Source organism: Corynebacterium gottingense (assembly GCF_002285125.1).
In the GTDB taxonomy this organism is placed as follows: Bacteria; Actinomycetota; Actinomycetes; order Mycobacteriales; family Mycobacteriaceae; genus Corynebacterium; species Corynebacterium gottingense.
Genome location: NZ_NSGN01000009.1, coordinates 103,343 through 124,933 on the forward strand (window position 1 = coordinate 103,343; position 21,591 = coordinate 124,933).

22 protein-coding genes are annotated in these 21,591 nt (G+C 66.1%); 11 read left to right on the plus strand and 11 right to left on the minus strand.

All coding sequences use genetic code 11. From position 1 onward, the window contains the following. Positions 1-53: 53 nt before the first annotated feature. Positions 54-530 (plus strand): inorganic diphosphatase, encoded by a 477-nt coding sequence (locus CKJ82_RS09515; protein ID WP_095537935.1) that lies wholly within the window; start codon positions 54-56, stop codon positions 528-530. Between the two features lie 220 nt (positions 531-750). Here the strand turns inward: CKJ82_RS09515 and CKJ82_RS09520 are convergent, their stop codons facing one another. From CKJ82_RS09520 to CKJ82_RS09535, 4 genes are all read right to left on the minus strand, one after another. After that, positions 751-2,790: a hypothetical protein gene (locus CKJ82_RS09520; protein ID WP_095537936.1), complete on the minus strand. Its 2,040-nt coding sequence runs from the start codon at positions 2,788-2,790 to the stop codon at positions 751-753. Between the two features lie 66 nt (positions 2,791-2,856). Further along, positions 2,857-3,324 (minus strand): SpaA isopeptide-forming pilin-related protein, encoded by a 468-nt coding sequence (locus tag CKJ82_RS09525; protein ID WP_133064062.1) that lies wholly within the window; start codon positions 3,322-3,324, stop codon positions 2,857-2,859. Positions 3,325-3,747: 423 nt separating this feature from the next. After that, positions 3,748-4,587 (minus strand): hypothetical protein, encoded by an 840-nt coding sequence (locus CKJ82_RS09530; RefSeq protein ID WP_095537938.1) that lies wholly within the window; start codon positions 4,585-4,587, stop codon positions 3,748-3,750. A gap of 124 nt (positions 4,588-4,711) precedes the next feature. Then, positions 4,712-5,389, minus strand: coding sequence for a sortase family protein (locus CKJ82_RS09535; RefSeq protein ID WP_095537939.1), 678 nt, complete (start codon positions 5,387-5,389; stop codon positions 4,712-4,714). A gap of 27 nt (positions 5,390-5,416) precedes the next feature. Between CKJ82_RS09535 and CKJ82_RS09540 the strand changes: the two genes are divergently transcribed. Next, complete coding sequence (locus tag CKJ82_RS09540) at positions 5,417-5,710, plus strand: rhodanese-like domain-containing protein (RefSeq protein WP_095275609.1); 294 nt, start codon at positions 5,417-5,419, stop codon at positions 5,708-5,710. A 93-nt stretch (positions 5,711-5,803) separates the two neighbouring features. Next, positions 5,804-6,247 carry a MarR family transcriptional regulator gene (locus tag CKJ82_RS09545; RefSeq protein ID WP_095537940.1) on the plus strand — a complete coding sequence of 148 codons (444 nt, stop codon included), beginning with the start codon at positions 5,804-5,806 and terminating at the stop codon, positions 6,245-6,247. 57 nt (positions 6,248-6,304) lie between these two features. Here CKJ82_RS09545 and ppk2 read toward each other — a convergent pair whose 3' ends face one another. The 4 genes from ppk2 to groL all read right to left on the minus strand — a co-directional run bounded on the left by ppk2 (position 6,305) and on the right by groL (position 10,049). Continuing rightward, positions 6,305-7,204 (minus strand): polyphosphate kinase 2, encoded by a 900-nt coding sequence (gene ppk2 / locus CKJ82_RS09550; protein WP_095275641.1) that lies wholly within the window; start codon positions 7,202-7,204, stop codon positions 6,305-6,307. Between the two features lie 397 nt (positions 7,205-7,601). Further along, a complete protein-coding gene (locus tag CKJ82_RS12105) occupies positions 7,602-7,730 on the minus strand; it encodes a hypothetical protein (protein WP_255396015.1) in 129 nt (42 codons plus the stop codon). Between the two features lie 92 nt (positions 7,731-7,822). Further along, positions 7,823-7,981: a hypothetical protein gene (locus tag CKJ82_RS11855; RefSeq protein ID WP_158221635.1), complete on the minus strand. Its 159-nt coding sequence runs from the start codon at positions 7,979-7,981 to the stop codon at positions 7,823-7,825. A 427-nt stretch (positions 7,982-8,408) separates the two neighbouring features. Continuing rightward, on the minus strand, positions 8,409-10,049 hold the full coding sequence (gene groL / locus CKJ82_RS09555) for a chaperonin GroEL (protein ID WP_095537941.1): 1,641 nt from the start codon (positions 10,047-10,049) through the stop codon (positions 8,409-8,411). Between the two features lie 217 nt (positions 10,050-10,266). Here groL and CKJ82_RS09560 point away from each other — a divergent pair, with 217 nt between their 5' ends. From CKJ82_RS09560 to CKJ82_RS09590, 7 genes are all read left to right on the plus strand, one after another. Continuing rightward, entirely contained in the window at positions 10,267-11,604 is a 1,338-nt protein-coding gene (locus CKJ82_RS09560) for a dipeptidase (protein ID WP_095537942.1), read from the plus strand. 235 nt (positions 11,605-11,839) lie between these two features. After that, on the plus strand, positions 11,840-14,827 hold the full coding sequence (locus CKJ82_RS09565; RefSeq protein ID WP_095537943.1) for a Na+/H+ antiporter subunit A: 2,988 nt from the start codon (positions 11,840-11,842) through the stop codon (positions 14,825-14,827). Then, positions 14,828-15,319, plus strand: a complete 492-nt coding sequence (locus CKJ82_RS09570; protein ID WP_095275614.1) for a Na(+)/H(+) antiporter subunit C — start codon at positions 14,828-14,830, stop codon at positions 15,317-15,319. After that, positions 15,309-17,159: a Na+/H+ antiporter subunit D gene (locus CKJ82_RS09575; RefSeq protein WP_095537944.1), complete on the plus strand. Its 1,851-nt coding sequence runs from the start codon at positions 15,309-15,311 to the stop codon at positions 17,157-17,159. Before CKJ82_RS09570 ends, CKJ82_RS09575 begins: the two co-directional genes overlap by 11 nt. Then, on the plus strand, positions 17,160-17,681 hold the full coding sequence (locus CKJ82_RS09580) for a Na+/H+ antiporter subunit E (RefSeq protein ID WP_240510749.1): 522 nt from the start codon (positions 17,160-17,162) through the stop codon (positions 17,679-17,681). Between the two features lie 3 nt (positions 17,682-17,684). Next, the gene (locus tag CKJ82_RS09585; RefSeq protein ID WP_095275616.1) at positions 17,685-17,963 is read left to right on the plus strand and encodes a monovalent cation/H+ antiporter complex subunit F; all 279 of its coding nucleotides are present in this window, start codon (positions 17,685-17,687) and stop codon (positions 17,961-17,963) included. Continuing rightward, on the plus strand, positions 17,960-18,361 hold the full coding sequence (locus CKJ82_RS09590) for a monovalent cation/H(+) antiporter subunit G (protein WP_095537945.1): 402 nt from the start codon (positions 17,960-17,962) through the stop codon (positions 18,359-18,361). The genes CKJ82_RS09585 and CKJ82_RS09590 overlap by 4 nt, the downstream gene beginning before the upstream one ends. Positions 18,362-18,391: 30 nt before the next feature. On the opposite strand, the gene CKJ82_RS09595 is transcribed toward CKJ82_RS09590, so the two are convergent. The 3 genes from CKJ82_RS09595 to CKJ82_RS09605 all read right to left on the minus strand — a co-directional run bounded on the left by CKJ82_RS09595 (position 18,392) and on the right by CKJ82_RS09605 (position 20,999). After that, on the minus strand, positions 18,392-19,528 hold the full coding sequence (locus CKJ82_RS09595) for a glutamate--cysteine ligase (protein ID WP_095537946.1): 1,137 nt from the start codon (positions 19,526-19,528) through the stop codon (positions 18,392-18,394). Between the two features lie 74 nt (positions 19,529-19,602). Next, entirely contained in the window at positions 19,603-20,685 is a 1,083-nt protein-coding gene (locus tag CKJ82_RS09600; RefSeq protein WP_133064063.1) for a LytR C-terminal domain-containing protein, read from the minus strand. Positions 20,686-20,771: 86 nt separating this feature from the next. Then, positions 20,772-20,999 carry a DUF3263 domain-containing protein gene (locus CKJ82_RS09605; protein ID WP_233125623.1) on the minus strand — a complete coding sequence of 76 codons (228 nt, stop codon included), beginning with the start codon at positions 20,997-20,999 and terminating at the stop codon, positions 20,772-20,774. Between the two features lie 16 nt (positions 21,000-21,015). Between CKJ82_RS09605 and CKJ82_RS09610 the strand changes: the two genes are divergently transcribed. After that, a complete protein-coding gene (locus CKJ82_RS09610) occupies positions 21,016-21,588 on the plus strand; it encodes a peptide deformylase (protein ID WP_207758789.1) in 573 nt (190 codons plus the stop codon). The last annotated feature ends 3 nt before the right edge of the window (positions 21,589-21,591 follow it).

The window sequence follows — 21,591 nt, forward strand, 5'->3', positions numbered from 1 at the left end:
CTAGCCCACGTATGATGGTGAGCCGAACCATCACTCGAAGCAAAGGAGCAACAATGGCTACCGAGGTCATCATCGAAATCCCGAAGGGCTCGCGCAACAAGTACGAGGTCGACCACGAGACCGGCCGCGTCCACCTGGACCGTTACCTGTTCACCCCGATGGCGTACCCCGCCGATTACGGCTACATCGAGCACACGCTTGCCGACGATGGCGACCCCCTCGACGCACTCGTCATCACCCCGGAGCCCGTGTTCCCCGGCGTGGTTGTCGCCGCGCGCCCGATCGGCGTGTTCAAGATGACCGACGAGGCCGGCAGCGACGACAAGCTGCTCTGCGTCATCGACGACGTCCGCTACGAGGGCTACCAGGACATTTCCGACGTCTCCGACTTCCTGAAGAACGAAATCGAGCACTTCTTCGTCCACTACAAGGACCTGGAGCCGAACAAGGAAGTCACCGGCTCCGGCTGGGGCGACAAGGCTGAGGCGGAGAAAATCCTGCAGGCGGCCGTCGAGGCGTACAAGAAGTAGCGCGTTTTGCTTTGCTGGCCCGGGCTTGCCGTTTTTGGCGGCCCGGGCCTTTGCTGTTTTTGCGGGGGCGGGTGGCTCCGTTCGCGCGGTGAGGCGACAGGATGGTGACCAGAGGATGGGAACGTCAGGATGGTGATCAACCGAGTAACAGCCGCGAGTTTGCGAGACGTTACTCGACTAATCACCATCCTCTGGTTACCATCCTGGTTTTTCGACGCGCTTAGAAATTCGGCGCCGGAACCCCCGGAATCAGGCCGCCGGCCCACGCCCACCCGGCGCCGAGGATGCCGATGAGCCCCAGCACCAGCGGGATCACGATCGCGGCAATGGTCCCACCGCTCGACCCCTCACGCTCGCTCGACGCACTGCCGGACGCATCTTGGGCGTCGGCCGGCTCCGTCGGCGTGGTGGTCACCGTCGACTGCGTCGTCGCGGTGCTGCCCTCGGTCGGCTCGGGGGTGGCGCTGGTCGGGGTTGCGACGCTGGTGGTTTCGCTGGTCGTGCTGATCGGACTGGTCGTGTTGGTCGGGCGCTCCGGGAGCGCCGGCCACGGCCAGCGAGTTTCCGTCGGCGCGGACTCCGCCACGTCGACCGGGCCAACGGTAGGCGCCGTTTCCCTCGTGGTCGCAGGCGCCTGAGTGCTTGTCGACGCCCACACATCCGTCACCTCCGCCGTGGACTCCCGCGGAGTCGACGCCACCGGCTTCGCAACAGTGGTCGTTGAGACTCGCTCAGTGGTTGCCTTGGGCGTTGCCACTGTCGTCATCGGGGCGGGCGTGGTCGCCTTACTCGTCGGAGACTCGGCGGCCGACGTCGTCGACTGCGGCTTCGAGGCCACAGGCTTCGCGCTAGTAGTTGTCAGCGCAACCGTCGTGGACGCCTCCGCCGATGCCGTCGACGTCTCCTGCGTCGTCATTGCAGGCTTGACGGACGTCTTCGGCGTATCCGCAGTTGTCTTCGGAGCGGGCTTCGCGGTAGTGGGCGCCTTGCTCGTCGGAGACTCAGCGGCCGACGTCGTCGACTGCGGCTTCGAGGCCACAGGTTTAGCCGTAGTAGTCGTCGGGGCGGCCGGGGTAGATTCCTCCGCAGGCTTCGGCTGCTCAGAAGTAGCTTCAGACGTTGGCTCGCTGCTCGCCTTCAGCTCCGCCTCCAGCGCATCGCGGTTGTCGGCAGCCTCAAAGAACGCGGCGAGGTACCGGTCGGCGTGCTGCTGCAGCGCTGCGGCGCGTGCAGCATCGCCTGCGTCCTCCGCTGCCTTGGCGTCTGCAAGTGCCTGCTGGTACTTCTCCGAGTAGTCTTCGACGGCCTGCTCAGCGTCTGCCATGGTGGCGGGCTTGGGGACGTCGATAGGCGGCAGCTCCGTTGGTGTCGGCTCCGTCGTGATGGCAACCGGCGACGGCACTGAGGTCTCCGGCGCGGCAGTTTCCGACGGCTCGGGCGCCACGGTTGGTTCCGGCCCCACTGACGGTTCCGGTTCCGCCGAGGTCGCCGTGGATTCCGTAGTCTCCGGCACGAAGGTCTCCGAGGGTTCCGGCTCGACGGAAGGCTCGGGCTCCGCCGAAGTCTCCACGGACGGCTCCGCCGAAACTGAAGTCTCCTCCGCCGGCTCCGGCGCCTCACTCGTCATCGGCTGCCCGCCCAGCTCGCGCAGCTGCGGGTGCGTCTGCAGCAGGATCTGCGCGTCGAGCTTCTGCGGCAGCAGGGCCAGATCGCCTCGGTTTGTGCCGTTCTTCATCAGCGCCCCGCTGCAGGAGTGCGCGAGCCCCATGGCGTGGCCCATCTCGTGGGCGATCGTCATCACCATGCTGGCGTGGTGGACGTTCGCCGGGTTGGCGTACAGCGCCTGATTTAACGTCACACGGGGATTGTTGCCGGGCGTGCCTTGCTGGCGGCCCGCAACAATCCCATCCAAGGACCCGAGCTCCAGCATCACTGCCTCGGGGTCGCGGTAGTCCACGTACTCCACGCGCAGCAGACCGCCGGTGGCCTCGATCCACGCGTCCATGGCCTCCTTCAGGTGCTCGCCGTAGGCGGTGGTGTTGTAGACCTTGAGCGTGTTGCCGTGGATGTTGCTCTGGTTCGAGCCGAAGAAGTAGCGCTCCACGTTCGGGAGCTCCTTCCCCTGGTTCGCCAGCGCAGTATCAGTCTTGCACTGCGCGTCGAGCGGATCGACCTCTCCGCTGTACGCGTGCGCGGAGGGGGCGTTGACAATCAACAAGGAGGCGCCGAGCGCGGCGGCGAGATACTTTCGGGAAGACACGTGGGGATGACCTTTTTAAGAGATGACTAACGGCGTGCTTAGAAAGAGTACAGCTTCGCCCACCAATTAGCCAGTTCGCCGTCCGCGCCGCCACAGCCCGCAGAAACCAGCGCTGAGCATTATCGACGCTACGCCCACCCACACCATAAGCCCCGCACCACCAGTCTTGGGCAGGTTCCCCTGGCGCACGTTGGCGAGGGAGACACTGACGGTGTTCGCGGCGTCGATGAGCTGCACGTTCTCCCCTGGCGCGCCCGCCCACAGCCCCACCATCGGCGAATCCTGAGAAAACGCGCCGTCGGGTCCGCGGAACTCAAGGACGTCCGTCTCCCCCTCGCGCACGACGCGCAGCACAATCGGCTCGGCAAGCAGCGAGTATCCGGCGGGCGCCTTCGTCTCCACAAGCTGGTACTCCCGGCCGCGCTCGAGGGCGGCTCCGGTGGTGAGGAAGCCGTCGGGGGTTGGGGTGAGGGGAATGGGGGACGACGGGGCGTCGATAAGCGGGCGAAGCTCCAGGCCAGCTTCAAGGGCCACGGTGCGATCCTGGTGATCCACCTTGCGCACGCGCAGCTGCACGGGGCACGGCGCGGTGGCGACGTTGTCGGCCGGGGTGAGCTCGCCGCCCGTATTGCGCGCGGTGACGGTGTTGGGGGTGCAGGTGCCGGTGGCGCGGGCGTAAATTTAATATCCAGACATTTATGCAGATCGTTTGCACTTCTGAACCAAATAGTTAAGACCCCTGACCTGGGAACTTGAACATTTGACTAAAACACCAAAGGTTGCCCAAAGTGCGGTGAGGCACACTCAACCCCTGGGTGTTCTTCGCCACAGCACCTCGCTCGGGTGTGGGCAAATGGGGGGTAGAAAACCAGGAGGTAGGGCACAAAAAAGGGGCGCCCGCACATCACACGCGAGCGCCCCACGCAGCCGACGATTCAGCCGGCGGCTTCCACAGAGCTACACCAGGTAGCGGCGTCCCACCACAAAGACCGCAGCGCCAACCGCGGAGGCAATCAACAGCGCCACCAGCGCGCGCGCCACCGTGTTGGAGCCGGTCTCGGCAGCCATGCCGCGGGCCTGCACTTCAGTCTCGCCGGCGACAGCATCCGCAGTCACAGGTGCGGCCTGCTGCTGCACCTCCACATCGGGCGTTGCCTCACCGTCGGCCTGCTCGGCCTTACCACCGGCCCGGGCCTCCTCCAGCCCCTGCTCACGGATCGCACCAGCGTTGTCCGTCACCAGTTGCGCCGAGGCTTCCACCTCCTCCTGCGTCGGGGTTTCGGCGACGCGGGCCACATCAGCAACGTAGGTGGCGCCGTCCTTGTTCAGGTAGTAGGTCTGCCCGTCCACATTCAGCACGGACGGGAGCGCGACCAGGCCACCGGCAACGGGCGCCGGGTTGTTCGGGTCCACCGCGTCCGCGTCGAGCACCTTCTCCGCCGGAGATTGGTCCGCGTCGGGCTGGACCGGGGTGGCAGGCTGGTCGCCCTGCTGGCTCTCCGGCGCGTCGGCGGGAGCAGCCGGGGCGGAGGGGGCGGGCGCGGGGGCGTCGATAAGCCCTGCGACCGCTGCCCTGGTCACGTCGACCGCGCGCTCCTGGTCACCGGCGCTTAACTGCGCGTAGGGGGTGGTGACGAGGTTGGCGTCGGACACGTAGTGGTCCCCTGCCTGGTTGAGGAAGTAGGTGGCACCGAGGGCGTCCGTCACCTCGGCGGGGAGGTCCTGCGCGCTGGCGAGCGGGGCCGCGGTGAGCGTGAGCGCACCGGCAAAGGCGACGGCGAGGGAAGTGCGGTTCATGGTGGTCTCCTGTCTCGAGCAAGGGTCACTCTCAAGTTCACCTTTAGACTTTACACAGAGGTGCCACGTTTTCCCAGGAGTCACACGTAACACATTGGCAACGATTGTCGCGCGGGTCCGCCGGCTACTCGGCGGCGTCCACCGTCGCGTCGTCCACCACGCCCGCAAACTGCCACCCAACCACCGCGTTGCGTACCGCCGCGGCGAGTGGGTTCACCGGCTGAATGCAGGAGATGGTGAGCAAGCGACCGGGCATGGGCTCGGTGCCCCACACGGAGGCGTCGTCAGCCAGCCCCTCCTTCTCCGGGTCGTGCAGGTCCGTCGCGCGGTACTCCAACCACTTGCCCGCCGCGCGCGAATCCTGCGTGCGCAGGTAAAGCGTGTCCCCCTCGCGCACGTTGTGCGCATTCGCGCGCGCGTCGTACAGCCCGTCAAACACACCGTGCACCGCCGCGCCGGTGTGCCCCGCCACCACGACAAGGTCGCCAGCACCCGGGCCCGGGAGCTGATACGGCTTCCCCTCCGCCGTGTACGCGCACGCCTTGCCCATCGACGCCGGATTGATCGCGCCGTCCTTCACCCGGCAATCCCCCTTCTCAAACTCGGCGCGCAAGCCTATCTGCGGCACCGCCATCTCCACCGGCCGCGACTGCCCAATCGGGCCCGCCTCACCCGGCTCCCCTCCCCCGCATCGGCTCAGCAGCGCCACCGGCAGCGCTAACACCGCCACCAGCACCGCAAGCACCATCGCGCGCCGCACCCAATACACCCACTGCGGGCGACGCGGTCTCCGGGATCCCATGGCGCAATAGCGTATAGGATCGGCCCCATGAAAACAGTCAATGTCACAGAAGTACCGCAGGGAGCACAGCTTATCGACGTCCGCGAGCCCGACGAGTTCGCCATCGCCCACGCCGCGGGCGCTGTCAATCTTCCCCTGTCCAACTTTGTCGGCCTAGCAGACAAGATCGACCCGGACCAGGACATCTACGTCATCTGCAAGTCCGGCGGCCGCTCAGCCCACGCCGCCGAGTACCTGGAGCAGGCCCGCGGTTGGGACAATGTCATCAACGTCGCTGGTGGCACAGACGCCTGGCTCGCCGCCGACCTTCCCACGGAATAGCCACCTACCCCGGCAAAACACACCGCCCGGCGGGGGCAGTTTTCCGCGCACCTGTAATTGATTGAATTAGCCAACTAACCGTATGATGTGGGCATGGCAACGCACGACGAGCTCCCCAACGCACTCACTAAGTCCCCGTCCTTCCAAATCGAGCGGGTCCGCCGCCACACCAAGGAAGAGGTGGAGCGCACCCTGCTCAAGCACGACGTGAGCATGCGCGGCTTTTGGGTACTCACCTGCGTTGACAACACTGCGCTGTCGCAGTCGCAGCTGTCCAGCCTGCTGGCTGTTGACGCCTCCGACATGGTCCGCCTCGTCGATTCGCTGGAGAAACTGGGCTGGGTCAAGCGCGACCGCGACCCGAAGGACCGGCGCCGCCAGATCGTCACCGCGACCAAGAAGGGCTCCAAGGCGTTGGGGACGCTCGCCGAGGAGGTCGCCGATGCCGAGGACCGCGCCCTCGACGCGTCCAGCGCCAAGCAGCTCAAGAGCTTGAAGAAGCTGTCGAAGGCGATTCTGCAGGACGAGGACCAGTAGGGGCGTCGATAAGCGAAAAGCCCGGCCCCCATGGGGACCGGGCAATGAGGCGCGAGCTTAGTCGCCGATCTGGTCGCGGCCGCGCTTGACAATCAGCGGGTCCGGCTCGCCGACGAGCTCGTGGTCCTTGTTCGTGTACTCAAACTTGGACAGGATGTAGCGCATCGCGTTGAGGCGGGCGCGCTTCTTGTCGTTGGACTTGATGGTCACCCACGGGGACTCGTCCGTATCGGTGTAGCGGAACTGCTCCTCCTTGGCGCGGGTGTAGTCGTCCCACTTGTCCAGCGAGGCCAGGTCCATCGGGGACAGCTTCCACTGGCGGACCGGGTCCACCTGGCGGATGGCAAAGCGGGTGCGCTGCTCGCGCTGGGTCACGGAGAACCAGAACTTGGTCAGCGAGATGCCGGAGCCCAGGATCATGTTCTCCAGCATCGGTACCTCGCGGAGGAACTCCGCGTGCTGCGACTCGGTGCAGAATCCCATGACGCGCTCGACGCCCGAGCGGTTGTACCAGGAGCGGTCAAAGAACACGATCTCGCCCGCGGACGGGAAGTGCTCAATGTAGCGCTGGAAGTACCACGAGGTGGACTCGCGCGGGCTGGGCTTCTCCAGCGCAACCGTACGGGCACCGCGCGGGTTGAGGTGCTCGTTGAAGCGCTTGATGGTGCCGCCCTTGCCGGCGGCGTCGCGCCCCTCGAAAAGGATGATGTGGCGCTGGCCCGTGTCCTTGGTCCAGTTCTGCCACTTCAGCAGCTCGATCTGCAGCGCGCGCTTTTCCTTCTCGTACTCCGCGCGGCTCAGGCGCTCGTCGTACGGGTAATTCTCACGCCAGGTCTGAATCGGCGTGCCGTCCGGCATCATGAGCACCGGATCGTCTTCATCAGTATCGTCAACAACCCAGCCCTCGACCTCTGCCAGGTCGATCAAAGGGAGTTCATCATCCTTGTGGTCAGCCATGTCCTTAAGTTTACCGCCCGTCTGGGGTTTGTGTTCGATGGAAGATTGAGAGGTGGAATCGGAGGTCAGTTTCGCCGGGGTGTCCGCCTGGTGTGCGTTGTGGACTTTCGCCGCGGGCTTCGGATCCGGGGCCTTCCGTGTCGATTCCGGCACCGGAGCGACCAGCTTCTCCTCGGATGCGAGCGCGCTGGGATCCTTGGCCGGCTGAGTTGCTTCCGGCTTCGGTGTTGAGGCCTTGGCCCGCCCAGCCGCCGGGCGATTCGCCTCTGCGCGGGGAGCCTCAGCACGAGGAGCCTCCAGCTCAAGCTGCGCTTCGCCGGTTCCGCGCACGCGACCAAAGAGACGCCTTAAACGCAAAACAACCCCGCGCAGCGGCGGGGTTGTAAGGCGGTTTGTCTTACGCGACAAGGCCGATCAGCTCGCCCAGGTTGCCAGCCGCCTTAGCAACTGCGCCCAGGATGCCGAGCAGTGCGCCTGCAACGTGTGCGTCAGAGGACAGAAATGCCCAGTTCTGAAGTGCTTCCATGATGTTCTCCTTTTAACGAGTGACCCTATCCAAGGCCAATGAGGTGAGTGTTGAAGTTTGCGCGTTGCCGAAAGTGGACGCGCGAGAGACGACTACTTGGAGGCAGTGTCGTTCGGGAGCTCCTTGGCAGCGGTGCCCAGGGAGCCGAAGCGGATCAGGATGTCCGGGATGCCGCGGAACAGCTCGACGAAGTTCTTACCAAACTTGCCGAAGTCCTTCAGCATGTCAGCGATGGTAGAGAGGTCACCCATTGTTTTCCCCTTACGTGTAGGTGCCAGAATGTCTGGCTCTTGATTGACAGTGTCCTGACACCCGCCGTGGGGCATCACACGAAGTATTTTGCCACAGCATTGTGAGCTCGCAAGTGTTTCGGCGAAACTTTTTCCCCGCCAAAATCGGCCCCCATTTGAGAGTTTGTTCACCCAAACGCAACCTTTTTCCAAGGTTCACCGCCAACCTGCGCCGTTACAGCTTTGTTATGGTGCTACTAAGTTAACTGTCTCTTAACTCCGGCGGGGCGGCGTAACGGGGGTTGCGGTGGCGTCGATAAGCAATGCCCCCACAGAGACGGACATTTCCCCACATACGGGGGTATACGGGCTGGAAGGGGGCCGAAGGAGACAACAAAACGCCCCGAGCAGCGCAGGGCTACTCGGGGCGTTTCGGGCGCAAACGGGCTTACATCATGCCCATTGCCTCCGGGTCCATGCCGGCGCCTGCGGCGCCAACCGGCTCCGGCTTGTCAGCAACGACAGCCTCGGTGGTCAGGAACAGACCAGCGATGGACGCGGCGTTCTGCAGCGCGGAGCGGGTCACCTTGGCCGGGTCGTTGATGCCCTCGGAGAGCATGTCAACGTACTCGCCGGTCGCGGCGTTCAGGCCCTGGCCTGCGGGGAGGTTGGCAACCTTGTCCGCAACGACGCCCGGCTCCAGGCCTGCGTTGTGGGCGATCTGCTTCAGCGGGGCGGAGAGTGCCTCGCGGACGATCTTCACGCCCGTAGCCTCGTCGCCGGTCAGCTCCAGGTCGCCCTCGAGCTCCTTGGCCGCCTGCAGCAGGGCCACGCCACCGCCGGCGACAATGCCCTCCTCCACGGCAGCCTTCGCGTTGCGCACCGCATCCTCGATGCGCATCTTCTGCTCCTTGAGCTCCACCTCGGTGGCGGCGCCGACCTTGATCACCGCAACGCCGCCGGCCAGCTTGGCCAGGCGCTCCTGCAGCTTCTCGCGGTCGTAGTCGGAGTCGGAGTGCTCGATCTCGGCGCGGATCTGCTTCACGCGGCCCTCGATCTGGGCCTGGTCGCCAGCGCCCTGGACCAGAGTGGTCTCGTCCTTGGTAATGACGGCCTTGCGTGCCTGGCCGAGCAGCTCGATGCCGGCGGTCTCCAGGGACAGGCCGACCTCCTCGGAGATCACCTGGCCGCCGGTGAGGATGGCCAGATCCTGCAGCATCGCCTTGCGGCGGTCGCCAAAGCCCGGTGCCTTCACGGCGACGGACTTGAAGGTACCGCGGATCTTGTTCACCACGAGGGTGGACAGGGCCTCGCCCTCGACGTCCTCAGCGACGATGAGCAGCGGCTTGCCCGACTGCATGACCTGCTCCAGGACCGGGACGAGCTCCTTGACGTTGGAGATCTTGCCGGAGACCAGCAGGATGTACGGGTCTTCCAGCACGGCCTCGCCGCGCTCCATGTCGGTGGCGAAGTAGGCGGAGATGAAGCCCTTGTCAAAGCGCATGCCCTCGGTCACCTCGAGCTCAACACCGAAGGTGTTGGACTCCTCGACCGTGATGACGGACTCCTTGTTCACGGTGCCGTTGCCAACCGCGTACATCGCCTCGGCGATCTTCTTGCCAATCTCCGGGTCGGAGGCGGAGATGCCGGCGGTGGAGGCGATCTGCTCCTGGGTCTCCACTTCCTTCGCGGAGTCGAGCAGGTGCTTGGACACCGTGTCGGTCGCGGCCTGGATGCCGCGCTTAATGCCCATGGGGTTGGAGCCGGCCGCAACGTTGCGCAGGCCCTCGCGCACGAGCGCCTGGGCCAGGACGGTTGCGGTGGTGGTGCCGTCGCCAGCGACATCGTCAGTCTTCTTGGCAACCTCCTTCACCAGCTCGGCGCCGATCTTCTCGTACGGGTCCTCGAGCTCGATTTCCTTCGCGATGGTCACGCCATCGTTGGTAATGGTCGGCGCGCCCCAGGACTTCTCCAGGACAACGTTGCGCCCCTTCGGGCCAAGCGTCACCTTCACAGCGTCTGCCAGGGTGTTCAGGCCGTTTTCGAGGCTGCGGCGTGCTTCCTCGTCGAATGCAATGGTCTTTGCCATGTGAGTTTGTTGCTCCTTATTTATTGTGGAACGAGTACTCAATTCGTCGGTTCAAGCAGGCGCCCGCGACGGCACGGCTGCTGAGTGGTGCAGCCTCACCCGCTTAGCACTTGGCGTCTCCGAGTGCTAGGACCCATTTTTAGCACTCACCCCCAGCGAGTGCAAGCACCATTTGCTTATCGACGCCCACCGTTTCCCCAATGGTAGCGTCGCCCCCATGAGTGAATTCACACCGGACCGCACACGCATCTTCGCCGACCTGGCCAAACTGGTCTCTTTCAACTCCCCGCACTCCACCCCGGAGCTGGCCGACCAGCACGAGGCCGCCTGCGCCTGGACCGTCTCCGCCCTCGAGGGCCTGGGCCTGAACGTGACCCGCCACGCCACCGTGGACAACGCGGACACCATCGTCGCCGTCAAAGAACCGGTGGGCGACGCCCCGACCGTCCTCCTCTACTCCCACTACGACGTCGTCCCGGCGGGCGACCCGTCCGTGTGGACCAATAACCCGTTCGAGCTCACCGAGCGCGACGGCCGCTGGTATGGCCGCGGCGCCGCCGACTGCAAGGGCAACCTGGCCATGCACCTCGAGGCGCTGCGCCTGGTCGAGGCCGCCGGCGGCACCGACCTGGGCCTCAAGGTCGTCGTCGAGGGCTCCGAGGAGCTCGGCGGCGACGACGGCCTGGGCAAGCTCATCGAGACTGAGCCGGAAATCTTCCGCGCCGACGCCATCCTCATCGCCGACTCCGGTAACGCCGCCGTGGGCGAGCCCACCCTGACCACCTCCCTGCGCGGCGGCGCCCAGGTGAAGGTCACCGTGGAAACCCTCGAGGGCGCGATCCACTCCGGCAGCTTCGGCGGCGCCGCCCCCGACGCGGCCCACGCCCTGATCCGCATCGCCGATTCGCTGTTCGACGAGCACGGGCGCACCACCATCGACGGCGTCGACACCACCGCCAAGTGGACCGGCGACGCCTACGAGCGCGACACCTTCCGCACCGACGCCGGCGTCCTCGACGGCGTCCAGCTCCTCGGCACCGTCGACGACGACCCCGCCGACATGTGCTGGGCGCGCCCGGCCGTCACCATGATCGGCTTTACCTCCACCCCGGTCGCTGAAGCGGTCAACGCGGTGAACCCGCGCGCCGAGGCCCAGTTCAACCTGCGCGTCCCGGCCGGCCAAGACGCCGCCGAGATCGCACAGAAGATGGAGGAGCACATCAAGGCCCACACCCCCTGGGGTGCCAAGGTGACCGTGGAAATCAGCGGCGTCAACGCTCCGTTTGCCACCGACCCGGAGCGCCCCGCCGCCGCGAAGCTCGGCGAGTGCCTGCGCGAGGCGTACGGCACCGACAAGCTCACCCTCATCGGTTCGGGCGGCTCCATCCCGCTGACCAACACGCTGCAGGAGCAGTTCCCGGATGCTGAGATCGCCCTCTACGGCGTTGAGGAACCCGCCTGCGGCATCCACGGCGTGGACGAGTCCGTCGACCCGACCGAGATCGAGCGCATCGCCGTCGCTGAGGCCAGCTTCCTCCGCCAGTACGGCAACTAAGCCACCCTCAGCCACTCAGGGCGCGGTCACGATGCGGCCACAATTCGGTAGCGAAATAGTTATCTAATCGGTACAGTTGGACGCATTGGCCGCGCCTATTCTTTTCGACGCGCCCCACGCTCTCGCACGAGTTTCCAATTCATGGCCGCTCTGTGCCTCCTTGGGCCGCTTTGTTGGGCTTGTTGGGCTCGGTAAGAGAACTCGATCCGTACATGCCCAAGGAGGGGTCCGCACTTTGCTCACGCTGCTCGCCGCGCTCATTATCGCGACGATTGCCGCACCTCCGCTCATCAGGTTGTGCGGCCGGGCAGCGTTCGGCTTGCTCGCCACGGTCCCACTCGGCGGCTTCATCTGGATGGCCAGCCTGTTCCAGCGGGGCATCTTTACCGACGAAGACGAGATCGTTGCCCGCTACGCCTGGATGCCCTCCGTCAACCTCAACTTGGAGTTCCGCCTCGACCCCCTGGCCGGGCTTTTCTCCCTGATCATCCTGGGCGTCGGCGCCCTCGTCCTGCTGTACTGCTGGGGCTACTTCGACTCCAACCCGCGCCGGTTGGCCAAGTTCGGCGGCGAGCTCACCATGTTCGCCACCGTCATGTACGGGCTGGTCATCTCGGACAACTTCCTGCTCATGTACGTGTTCTGGGAGTTGACGTCCATCCTGTCCTACCTGCTCGTCTCGTACTACGGCGAGCGGGCGTCGTCACGCAGGGCCGCGATCCAGGCGCTCATGATCACCACCATGGGTGGGCTGGCCATGCTGGTGGGCATCAACCTGCTCGGGTTCAACGCGGGCATTTGGAAGCTCAGCCAGATCCCGCAGTTTGCAGACATCCAGAACACGCCCGCGATTTCCGCGGCGATCGTGCTCATTATGCTCGGCGCGCTGACCAAGTCGGCCCAAGCCCCGTGGCACTTCTGGCTGCCCGGCGCGATGGCGGCGCCCACCCCGGTGTCCGCCTACCTGCACTCGGCGGCGATGGTGAAGGCAGGCATCTACCTGGTCGCCCGCCTGGCGCCTGACATGTCGGCCGTGAGCACCTGGCACCTGGTGGTCATCTCCACCGGCCTGTTCACCATGCTGCTCGGCGGGTGGATGGCGCTGAAGCAGCGCGACTTGAAGCTCATCCTGGCGTACGGAACGGTCTCCCAGCTGGGCTTTATCACCGCGGTGATCGGTGTGGGCTCGCGCGAGGCGACGATGGCGGGCCTGGCCATCACGTTCGCGCACTCCATGTTCAAGGCGACGCTGTTCATGATAGTCGGCGCGATCGACCACACGACCGGCACCCGCGACATCGGCGAGCTCTCCGGCCTGGGCCGCAAGGAACCGTTTGTCGCGTTCCTGGCGGTCGTGTCGGCGGCGTCGATGGCGGGCCTGCCCCCGCTGTTCGGATTCATTGCCAAGGAGTCGGCGCTGGAGGCGATCCTGCACGAGGAGTCGCTGCACGGCATGCCGGGCCACATCACGCTGGTCGTGCTGGTGGTCGGCTCCATCCTGACGATGGGCTACTCCCTGTACTTCCTGTGGGGCGCGTTCGCCACGAAGGCGCAGCACCGCGAAACCGGCGTCTCCCCCGCCGTGGCAAAGATGCACCACATCGGCCCGCTACTGTCCGCCTCCCCGGCGATGCTCACGCTGGCCACCATCGCGTTCGGGCTCCTGCCCGCCTGGCTGTCCAACGCCATCAACTCCTACCTGGACGTCCGCTTCCCGCACGTCGAGGGCGCGCCGTTGAAACTGTGGCACGGCATCACCACCCCGCTCATGCTCACCGTGGTGATCGTCGTGGCCGGCACCGTGCTGTTCTGGCAGCGCGACCTGATCCGCAGGGTCCGCTTTGACAAGCCGGCGCTTGGCGACGCCGACGAGATCTGGGATCTCATCCTCCACCAGCTCCGCAACGCGTCGCTCAAGCTCACGGCGTCGACGCAGCGCGGCTCGCTGACTATCAATCTGGCGGTCATCTTTGCCACGCTCATGGTGGTCCCGCTCGCCGCGCTGATTCTGGGTCAGAGCAACGACATCCACATGTTGCTGTGGGACAACCCGTGGCAGGGCCTTGTGGTCTGCATCCTGTGCGCCATGGCGATCTTTGCCACGCTGCAGCGCAACCGCCTGTCCGGCGTAGTCATGGTCGGTCTCACCGGCTACTCGCTCGCGTTCATCTTTGCGCTGCACGGCGCCCCGGACCTCGCGCTCACGCAGGCCCTGGTGGAGACCATCGTCATGGTGGTATTCATGCTGGTCTTGCGCAAGATGCCCACGGAGGTGGAGCCGCGCAACGACGACAACCGGCTGCGCGCCTGGCTCTCCATCGGCACGGGCCTCTCCGTGGTGATCGTGGCCATGACGGCGATGTCGGCGCGCGTGCAGGACCCGGTGTCCAAGTACATGCCGGACCTGGCGTACGAGATTGGCCACGGCCGCAACACCGTCAACGTGCTGCTCGTGGACCTGCGCGCCGCCGACACCTTTGGCGAGATCCTGGTCCTGGTCATCGCCGCCACCGGCGTGGCCAGCCTCATCTTCGGCACGGGCACGTTCGGGCGCGAGTCCCGGCGCCCCACCCTGTCCACCAACAAGCCCCGCTGGCTCGCCTCGGGCGTGGACTCGGAGACGGCGCAGAACCGCTCCATCATGGTCGATGTGGTCACGCGCATCCTCTTCCCGTCGATCATGCTCCTGTCCTTCTACTTCTTCTTCTCCGGCCACAACGCCCCCGGCGGCGGCTTTGCGGGCGGCCTGGTTGCCGCGCTCGCGTTCACGCTGCGCTACCTGGCGGGCGGCCGCGCGGAGATCGACGAGGCGCTGCCGGTCGACCCCGCGAAGATCCTGGGCACGGGCATCCTCCTCTCCGCCGCGTGCGTGGTGGTACCGCTCTTCTTTGGAAACCCGCCGCTCACCACCGGCTACGCCTCGCTGGCGCTGCCGCTCATCGGCGAGTTCGACGTCCCCTCGGCGCTCGTTTTCGACGCCGGCGTGTACGCCATCGTCGTCGGCCTCACCTTGCACATCCTCGGCTCCATGGGCGCGTATCTGGACCGCGAGGAAGACACCCGCAAGCAGCGGGCCCGCGACCGCGCCCGCGAGCTGCAGGAAAAGAACAAGCGGCGCCGGGAACAGCAGGCGCAGCGGCGCGCCGCCAGGGAGTCCGAGCGGGCTTCGGCTGGAGGCGCGGGATCGTCGATAAGCAAACAAGCCCAAGAAGGGAGCAAGTAGATGGAAGCGAACCTCTTCCTCCTGATCGGCTCGGGCGTGCTCATCGCGTGCGGGGTGTACATGATGCTGGATCGGGCGATGACCCGCATGATCCTCGGCGTGCTGTTGATTGGCAACGGGGCGAACCTCCTGCTGCTGCAGTCCGGCGGACAGGCGGGCTCGCCGCCGATTCTCGGGCGCGAATCCGAGCAGTACGCGGACAGCGCGGATCCGCTGGCGCAGGCGATGATCCTCACCGCAATCGTGATCTCCATGGCCATGAGCGCGTTCATGCTCGCGCTGGCGTACCGGCAGTACCGCTACCGCACCGACGACATCATCGAGCGCGACGAGGAGGACCGCGCGATTGCGAAGCGGCCGACTACGCCCGCGGCCGCGCCGGACCACGACCGCTCCGACGACCCGGAGACCGGCAAGCCGAGCGTGTCCGGCGACTCATTCGGCCCGCGCTCGTTCGAGACACCCGTGAAGGAGGCGGAGAATGACCAGTAGTCTCCTCGACTTCGCCGACTGGGCGCTGCCCGCCATGCCGTACCTGACGGTGATGCCGCTGATCCTGCCCGCCATCGCGGCAGCGCTCATCCTGGTCTCGGGCAAGCACGTCCAGCTGCAGCGCGCCATCGCGCTCACCACGCTGTTCGCGCTCGCCCTCATCGCCGGCGCCATGATCATCATCGCCGACGTCCACGGCATCCAGACCGTGCACATGGGCGGCTGGGACGCCGTCGTGGGCATCACGCTCGCGGCGGACCGGCTGTCCACCATCATGCTGTTTGTCTCCGCCACCGTGCTCTTCGCCGTCATGTGGTACGGCATCTCGCAGGGGCTTCGCGACGGCGACGAGGACGACCCCATCGCCGTCTTCCTCCCCGTCTACATGCTGCTGTGCATGGGCGTGAACCTCTCCTTCCTGGCCGGTGACCTGTTCAACCTGTACGTCGGTTTTGAGATCTTCCTGGTCGCCTCGTACGTCCTGCTCACCCTCGGCGCCTCACCCGGGCGCGTGCGCAGCGGCATCGGCTACGTGATGGTATCCATGGCCTCGTCCATGGTCTTCCTTGTCGCCCTGGCCCTGGTGTACTCCGCCGTGGGCACCGTAAACATGGCGCAGGCGGGCATGCGCATGGAGGAGATCCCTGACGGCACCCGCGCCGCCATCTTTGCCACCCTGCTTGTTGCGTTTGGCATCAAGGCGGCCGTGTTCCCGCTGGACGCGTGGCTGCCTGACTCCTACCCCACCGCGGCCTCCCTGGTCACCGCCGTGTTCGCGGGCCTGCTGACCAAGGTGGGCGTGTACGCGATCATCCGCATGCGCTCCACCGTGTTTACGGATGGCTCCCTGGACACCCTGCTCATGTGGGTGGCACTGCTGACCATGATCATCGGCGTGATGGGCGCGCTTGCCCAGAACGACATCAAGCGACTGTTGTCGTTCACGCTGGTCTCGCACATCGGCTACATGATCTTTGGCATCGCGCTCGGCTCCATGACGGGCCTGTCCGGCGCGATCTTCTACGCGGTCCACCACATTCTCGTGCAGACCTCCCTGTTCCTGGTGGTCGGGCTGGTGGAGCGCCAAGCCGGCTCCGCCCAGCTGCGGCGCCTGGGCTCCCTGCTGTACACGGCCCCGATCATTGCCATCCTGTACTTCATCCCCGCGCTCAACCTGGGCGGCATCCCGCCGTTCTCCGGCTTCCTGGGCAAGGTGATGCTCATCCAGGCAGGCGCTGATGACGGGTCCTGGCTGGCCTGGGTCCTTATCGGCGGCGCGGTGGTGACCTCGCTGCTCACCCTCTACGCCATGATCCTGGTGTGGTCCAAGGGCTTCCTGCGCGACCGCGCCGATGCCCCCGAGGGCAACGTGGCCATGGCGCGGCCGTCCCTGCTTGCCGAGCGCGGCGAAACCACCCAGTTTGAGCAGCGCGACGACGTCGGCCGCATGCCCGCGGGCATGCTCCTGTCCACGGCGCTGCTCGTCGCCGCCTCCGTGTCCATCACCTTCCTGGCAGGACCGATCTCCAGCATCACTGACCGCGCGGCGGAGTCGGCGCAGGACAGTTCCATCTACCGCAACGCGGTGCTGGAGGGCCCCGTAGGGGCGGACAGCGACGAGCCGACCCGGCGCCCCGAGCGCTTCACCACCCCGCACTCGGACTACGGCGCATCCGACAACCTGGACCGCCACCACGTGGAGCGGGACCAGCGAACCCCCGAAGGCGGCGAGGGCGTTTCCACGGAGACCGTGCCCACGCCCGTCGCTGGGGATACGGAGGAAGCGACGCCGGGGGCGGAGGCGCAGACAAGCACGAGCACCGACGGAGGTGAGGAGTAGATGCTGGAGACGATGCAAGGCGTCAGGCACCGGTTCCGGCCGCTGTTTGTGGTGTGGCTGACGCTCATGTGGGTGCTGCTGATGGGCGAGCTGAGCTGGGGCAACGTCGCCGCCGGACTCGCGCTCGCGCTGCTGATCGTGCTGCTGCTGCCGCTGCCGCACATCCCCAACACCGGCTACAAGGTCCGGTGGGGCAAGCTCGTCCTGTTCGGGCTGGCGTGGCTGCGCGACCTGCTCATCGCGTCGGCGAAGGTGAGCTGGTTGGCGCTGCGCCCCGCGGCGCCGCCGAAGAACGCCATCCTCACCGTCCCCATGCGTCTGAGCAGCGAGTTCGTCCTGTACCTGGCCACCTGCGCGTACAACCTGCAGCCCGGCGGCTCGATTACGGACATCAACCTCGCCGACCGCGAGTGGACCATCCACGTCCTCGACGCCGCCGACCCGCACGCCATCCAGCGCGAGATTGATAACGTCGCCGCCCTCGAGCGCCAGATGATCGACATCTTTGAGAGCAGGAGCTAACCCATGGACCCAACCCTGTACAACGTCTTCCTCTGCATCGCCGCCGTCTTCATCGCCGTCGGCTTCCTGCTGCTGGCCTGGCGCGTCATCGTCGGCCCCGACTCCATGGACCGCCTACTGGGCAACGATGCCATCACCGCCTCCCTCCAGTGCGCCCTCGCCCTCTACGTGTGCTGGACGCTGGATACCACGGTGGTCAACGTCATGATGGTCATCGCGCTGCTCGGCTTCATCGCCTCCATCTCCGTCGCCCGCTTCCGCAAGAGGGATGGTTCGCTGTGAATTGGGCAATGCTTTTCGACGCCATCTCCCTCCTCTTCATCCTCCCCGGATCCTTCATGGTGTTCTCGGCGGCAGTCGGCGCCGTCCGGTTCGGCTCCACCCTGGCCCGGGTCCACGCGATTACCAAACCGCAGACCACCGGTCTCCTGCTCATGTTCGTGGGCACCATCATCCGGCTGGTCAGCTCCCCCAGCTTCTCCGTGCACGAGCGCGGTGACCTGGGCATCCTGGTGCTCCTGGTCCTGTTCGCGCTGATGACCAACCCGGTCACCGCGCAGCGCCTCGGCCGTGTGGCCAGGCGCGAAGGGCTCTACGGTCCCGAGGACCAGCTCACCCGCAACGACCGACCGGCCGCCTACCACCCGCGCCGCGTCAACCCGGACGCGCCCGCGGACTAGAGCTCGCCGGTGGCAAGTCGCCGCCTTGGGCTACCGGGGCGGCTGCATCTCCTGCATCTCGTCGCAGGTCGCGTCCACCACGCGCTTCCAGTCCCCGGTCGCCTCGTAGATTTTCCGCTGCCGTTGGTAGGCCGCCCCGTCGCGCAAGATCTCGCGCACGAGCTCCAGCTCCTCCACACAGTCCAGCTCCTCCGCGATGGGCGTGAGCTCCACGAGCATGTCGCGCAGCTCATCCTTTACCCAGCGCTCGTCGGTGTCGCGGCTGGTAATCACGAGCGCCTCCATGCCGTAGCGGGCGCCGCGCCACTTGTTTTCGGCAACGTGCCAGGGCTGCAGCGTCGGCAGCGCTTCGCCTGCGGACAGCTTCCGGTCGTAGTACACCACGAGGCAGTGCGTGAGGGCGACGATTCCGGCGAGTTCGCGGAGGTTCGAGGGGGCGTCGCTAATGCGCACCTCGATCGTGCCCCACTTGGCGGCCGGGCGGACGTCGAAGTGCATGCTGCCGGTATGGCTGATCACGCCGGAGGTCTGCTGGTCACGCATGAAGCTGACCCACTCGTCCCAGTCGCGGAACTGGTACGGCATGCCCGCGGTGGGAAGCTGCTGGTAGAGCATGGTGCGGTTTGAGGCGTAGCCGGTATCAATGCCGTCCCACCCCGGGCTCGACGCGGAGATGACCAGCAGGTGCGGGTAGTGCGTCATGATCGCGTTGATGATGGGCCACACGCGGTCCTCGTGGCTGATGCCTACGTGGCAGTGCACGCCCCACAGCAGCATTTGCTGCCCCCAATACTGCGTGCGGTTAATGATCTCCTGGTACGTCAGCTTGGGGCTGAGCGGCTGCTCGTGGAAGTCCGAGAAGGGGTGGCCACCGCTCGCCCACAACCGGAGGCCATGCTGCTCCGCGGCGCTGCGGATCTTGCCCAGGTCGGCGCTGAGCGCACCCATCGCCTCGCGAGTATTGCGGCAGATCGGGGTGACCAGCTCGATGGTGTTTTGCAGGAACTCGCGCTCCAGCCGGGTCCCCGGGTGCTCGCGTTCCACCTGCTCAATGACCTTTTCGGCTTGCGGAACGAGGTCGCGCGTCTCGGGGTCGACGACGCAGATCTCCCACTCCACGCCCAGCGTGGGCTCCGCGGATCGAGCAAAATCGCGATAAGGATCCATGTGGTCAAGTGTAAGTCGGGGTGCCCCGAAACTTCGTCAATTTGTTTCAGGGCAATTGCTTATCGACGCCCCCGTTACCGCCCCGCGAGCACGACCGTAATCGCGTTGCGGTTCTGGATGGCCTCCGACGGCAGCTGGGTCTCCCCGTCCGGCAGGTCGTTGTTCGCACGCGGCGTGCCGCCGACGCGCTGCGCCACATCGGCCGCCACCTGGTCGGCCCCCGCCACCTGCGGGTTGTAGAACACGTACGTCTCCGGGAACACGCCGAACGTCTGCTCCGGCATATTCATCGCCGCCGGGTCCTGCGACTGGTTGGCCACGTGGTACTGGCCGCCCAGCTCGCCGGCCGTCTTGTTGGCCAGCTCCGGCACGCCCGAGTTGTTAAAGACGTAGACCTGCGCGTCCTGCGCCGTCAGGCCCGGGGTGGCCGGGTTGTTAGCGGGAGCGGCGGGCGCAGCGGGGGCGGCCTCGCCGGCATCGCCATTCGCGTTGGAGTCCGGGTTGTTGGTGTCCGGGTTCTGCGCATCCGAGTTGTTGGTGTCCGGGTTCTGCGCGTCGCCGTCCTGGCCCGCGTTTTCCTGGCCCGGCGCCGGTGCGGCCGCGCCGTTGTTGGCACCGTTCTCGCCCGCGCCGTTGGGCTGCGCGGCGTCGCTTGCCTGGCTGCTCTGGGTCTCTTCAGCGGTGTTGCTCGGGGAGTCGTCGCCCTTATTCAGCGCAAACACGGCCCACAGCGCGAGCAGCACGCCGACTGCAAGCAGGATCATGCCGAGGCCGCGCTTCGGGAGCCCCGCTGCCGCGGCGTCGCGCGAGTCAGCGCCGGCGTCGCGCGAACCAGCGGCGGCTGCGTCGCGCGAACCAGCTGCACCCGCAGCGCCGGCCGTGGCCACGGTGGATCCGCCAAGCGCCCCGCGGCGCTCCTCTTCCTCATCAACCAGCTCGGCCTCGACCGGCTCCGCCTCTACGTACTCCGCATCCTCGTACGCTGTGTCGTAGTACCTGTCGTCGGCGTAGCGGTCGTCTACGTACCTGTCGTCGGCGTAGCCGTCACCGTATTCTTCCGGCTCGTCGGCGCGCCGGTGGGCGCCACGGTAGTCGTCACGTTCGCGCGGGAACTCGTCTCGTCCGCGATGTCCATCACCAGGGTTCACAGTATTCACATGCGCCACTCTAAACCCTCAAGCCATACTTGAGGTAGAGGTGCGCGTGTGACACGCCGAACGCTGATCGTCGTTAAGCGCAAACGCTACCCAATCTCGCGCGCCTCTCGCACCGCTCGCAGCCGCCGGACCAGCTGCGGCGCGTACGCGAGTGCCTCGGGCGACTCCAACAGCAGGTTCAACCGCTGGTAGTACCGGGTGGGATTCAGCCCGAGCTCCCGCCGGATCGCTTCCTCCTTCGCGCCCAGGCTGCGGGGCGCGTGGGCTTCGAAGTCAAGGAGTTCGCGGTCGGAATCGGAAAGCGTCGAGAGCATGCTTAATATAGTAGGCATGACGATTCGACCCATCGTGATTTACGGCGACCCTGTCCTGCACAACCCGACCCGCAAGGTGGAGCAGCCCGTGGAGGAGCTGCAGGAACTCATCGCCGACATGCACGAGACGATGGACGCCGCGCACGGCGTCGGCCTGGCCGCGAACCAGGTGGGCGTTGACCTGCGCCTGTTTGTGTACCACTGCCCGGATGGAGACGAGATGCGCCGCGGCACCGTGATCAACCCGGTGCTAGAGACCAGCGAGATCCCCAAGACCATGCCGCGCGACGACGGCGAGGACGACGAGGGCTGCCTCTCCGTCCCCGGCGAGGGCTTCCCCACCGGCCGCGCGGACTGGGCCAAGGTCACGGGACTGGACGAGCACGGCAACGAGATTGCAATCGAGGGCACCGGTTTCTTCGCTCGCTGTTTGCAGCACGAGGTGGGCCACCTTGACGGTAAGGTGTACACCGATGTACTGACCGGCCGCTACAAGCGCGAGGCCAAGCGCGCGATCAAGGCCAATGGTTGGACCGAGCCGGGCAACACTTGGCTGCCGGGCACCGACGAGGACCCGTTCGGCCACTAGCCC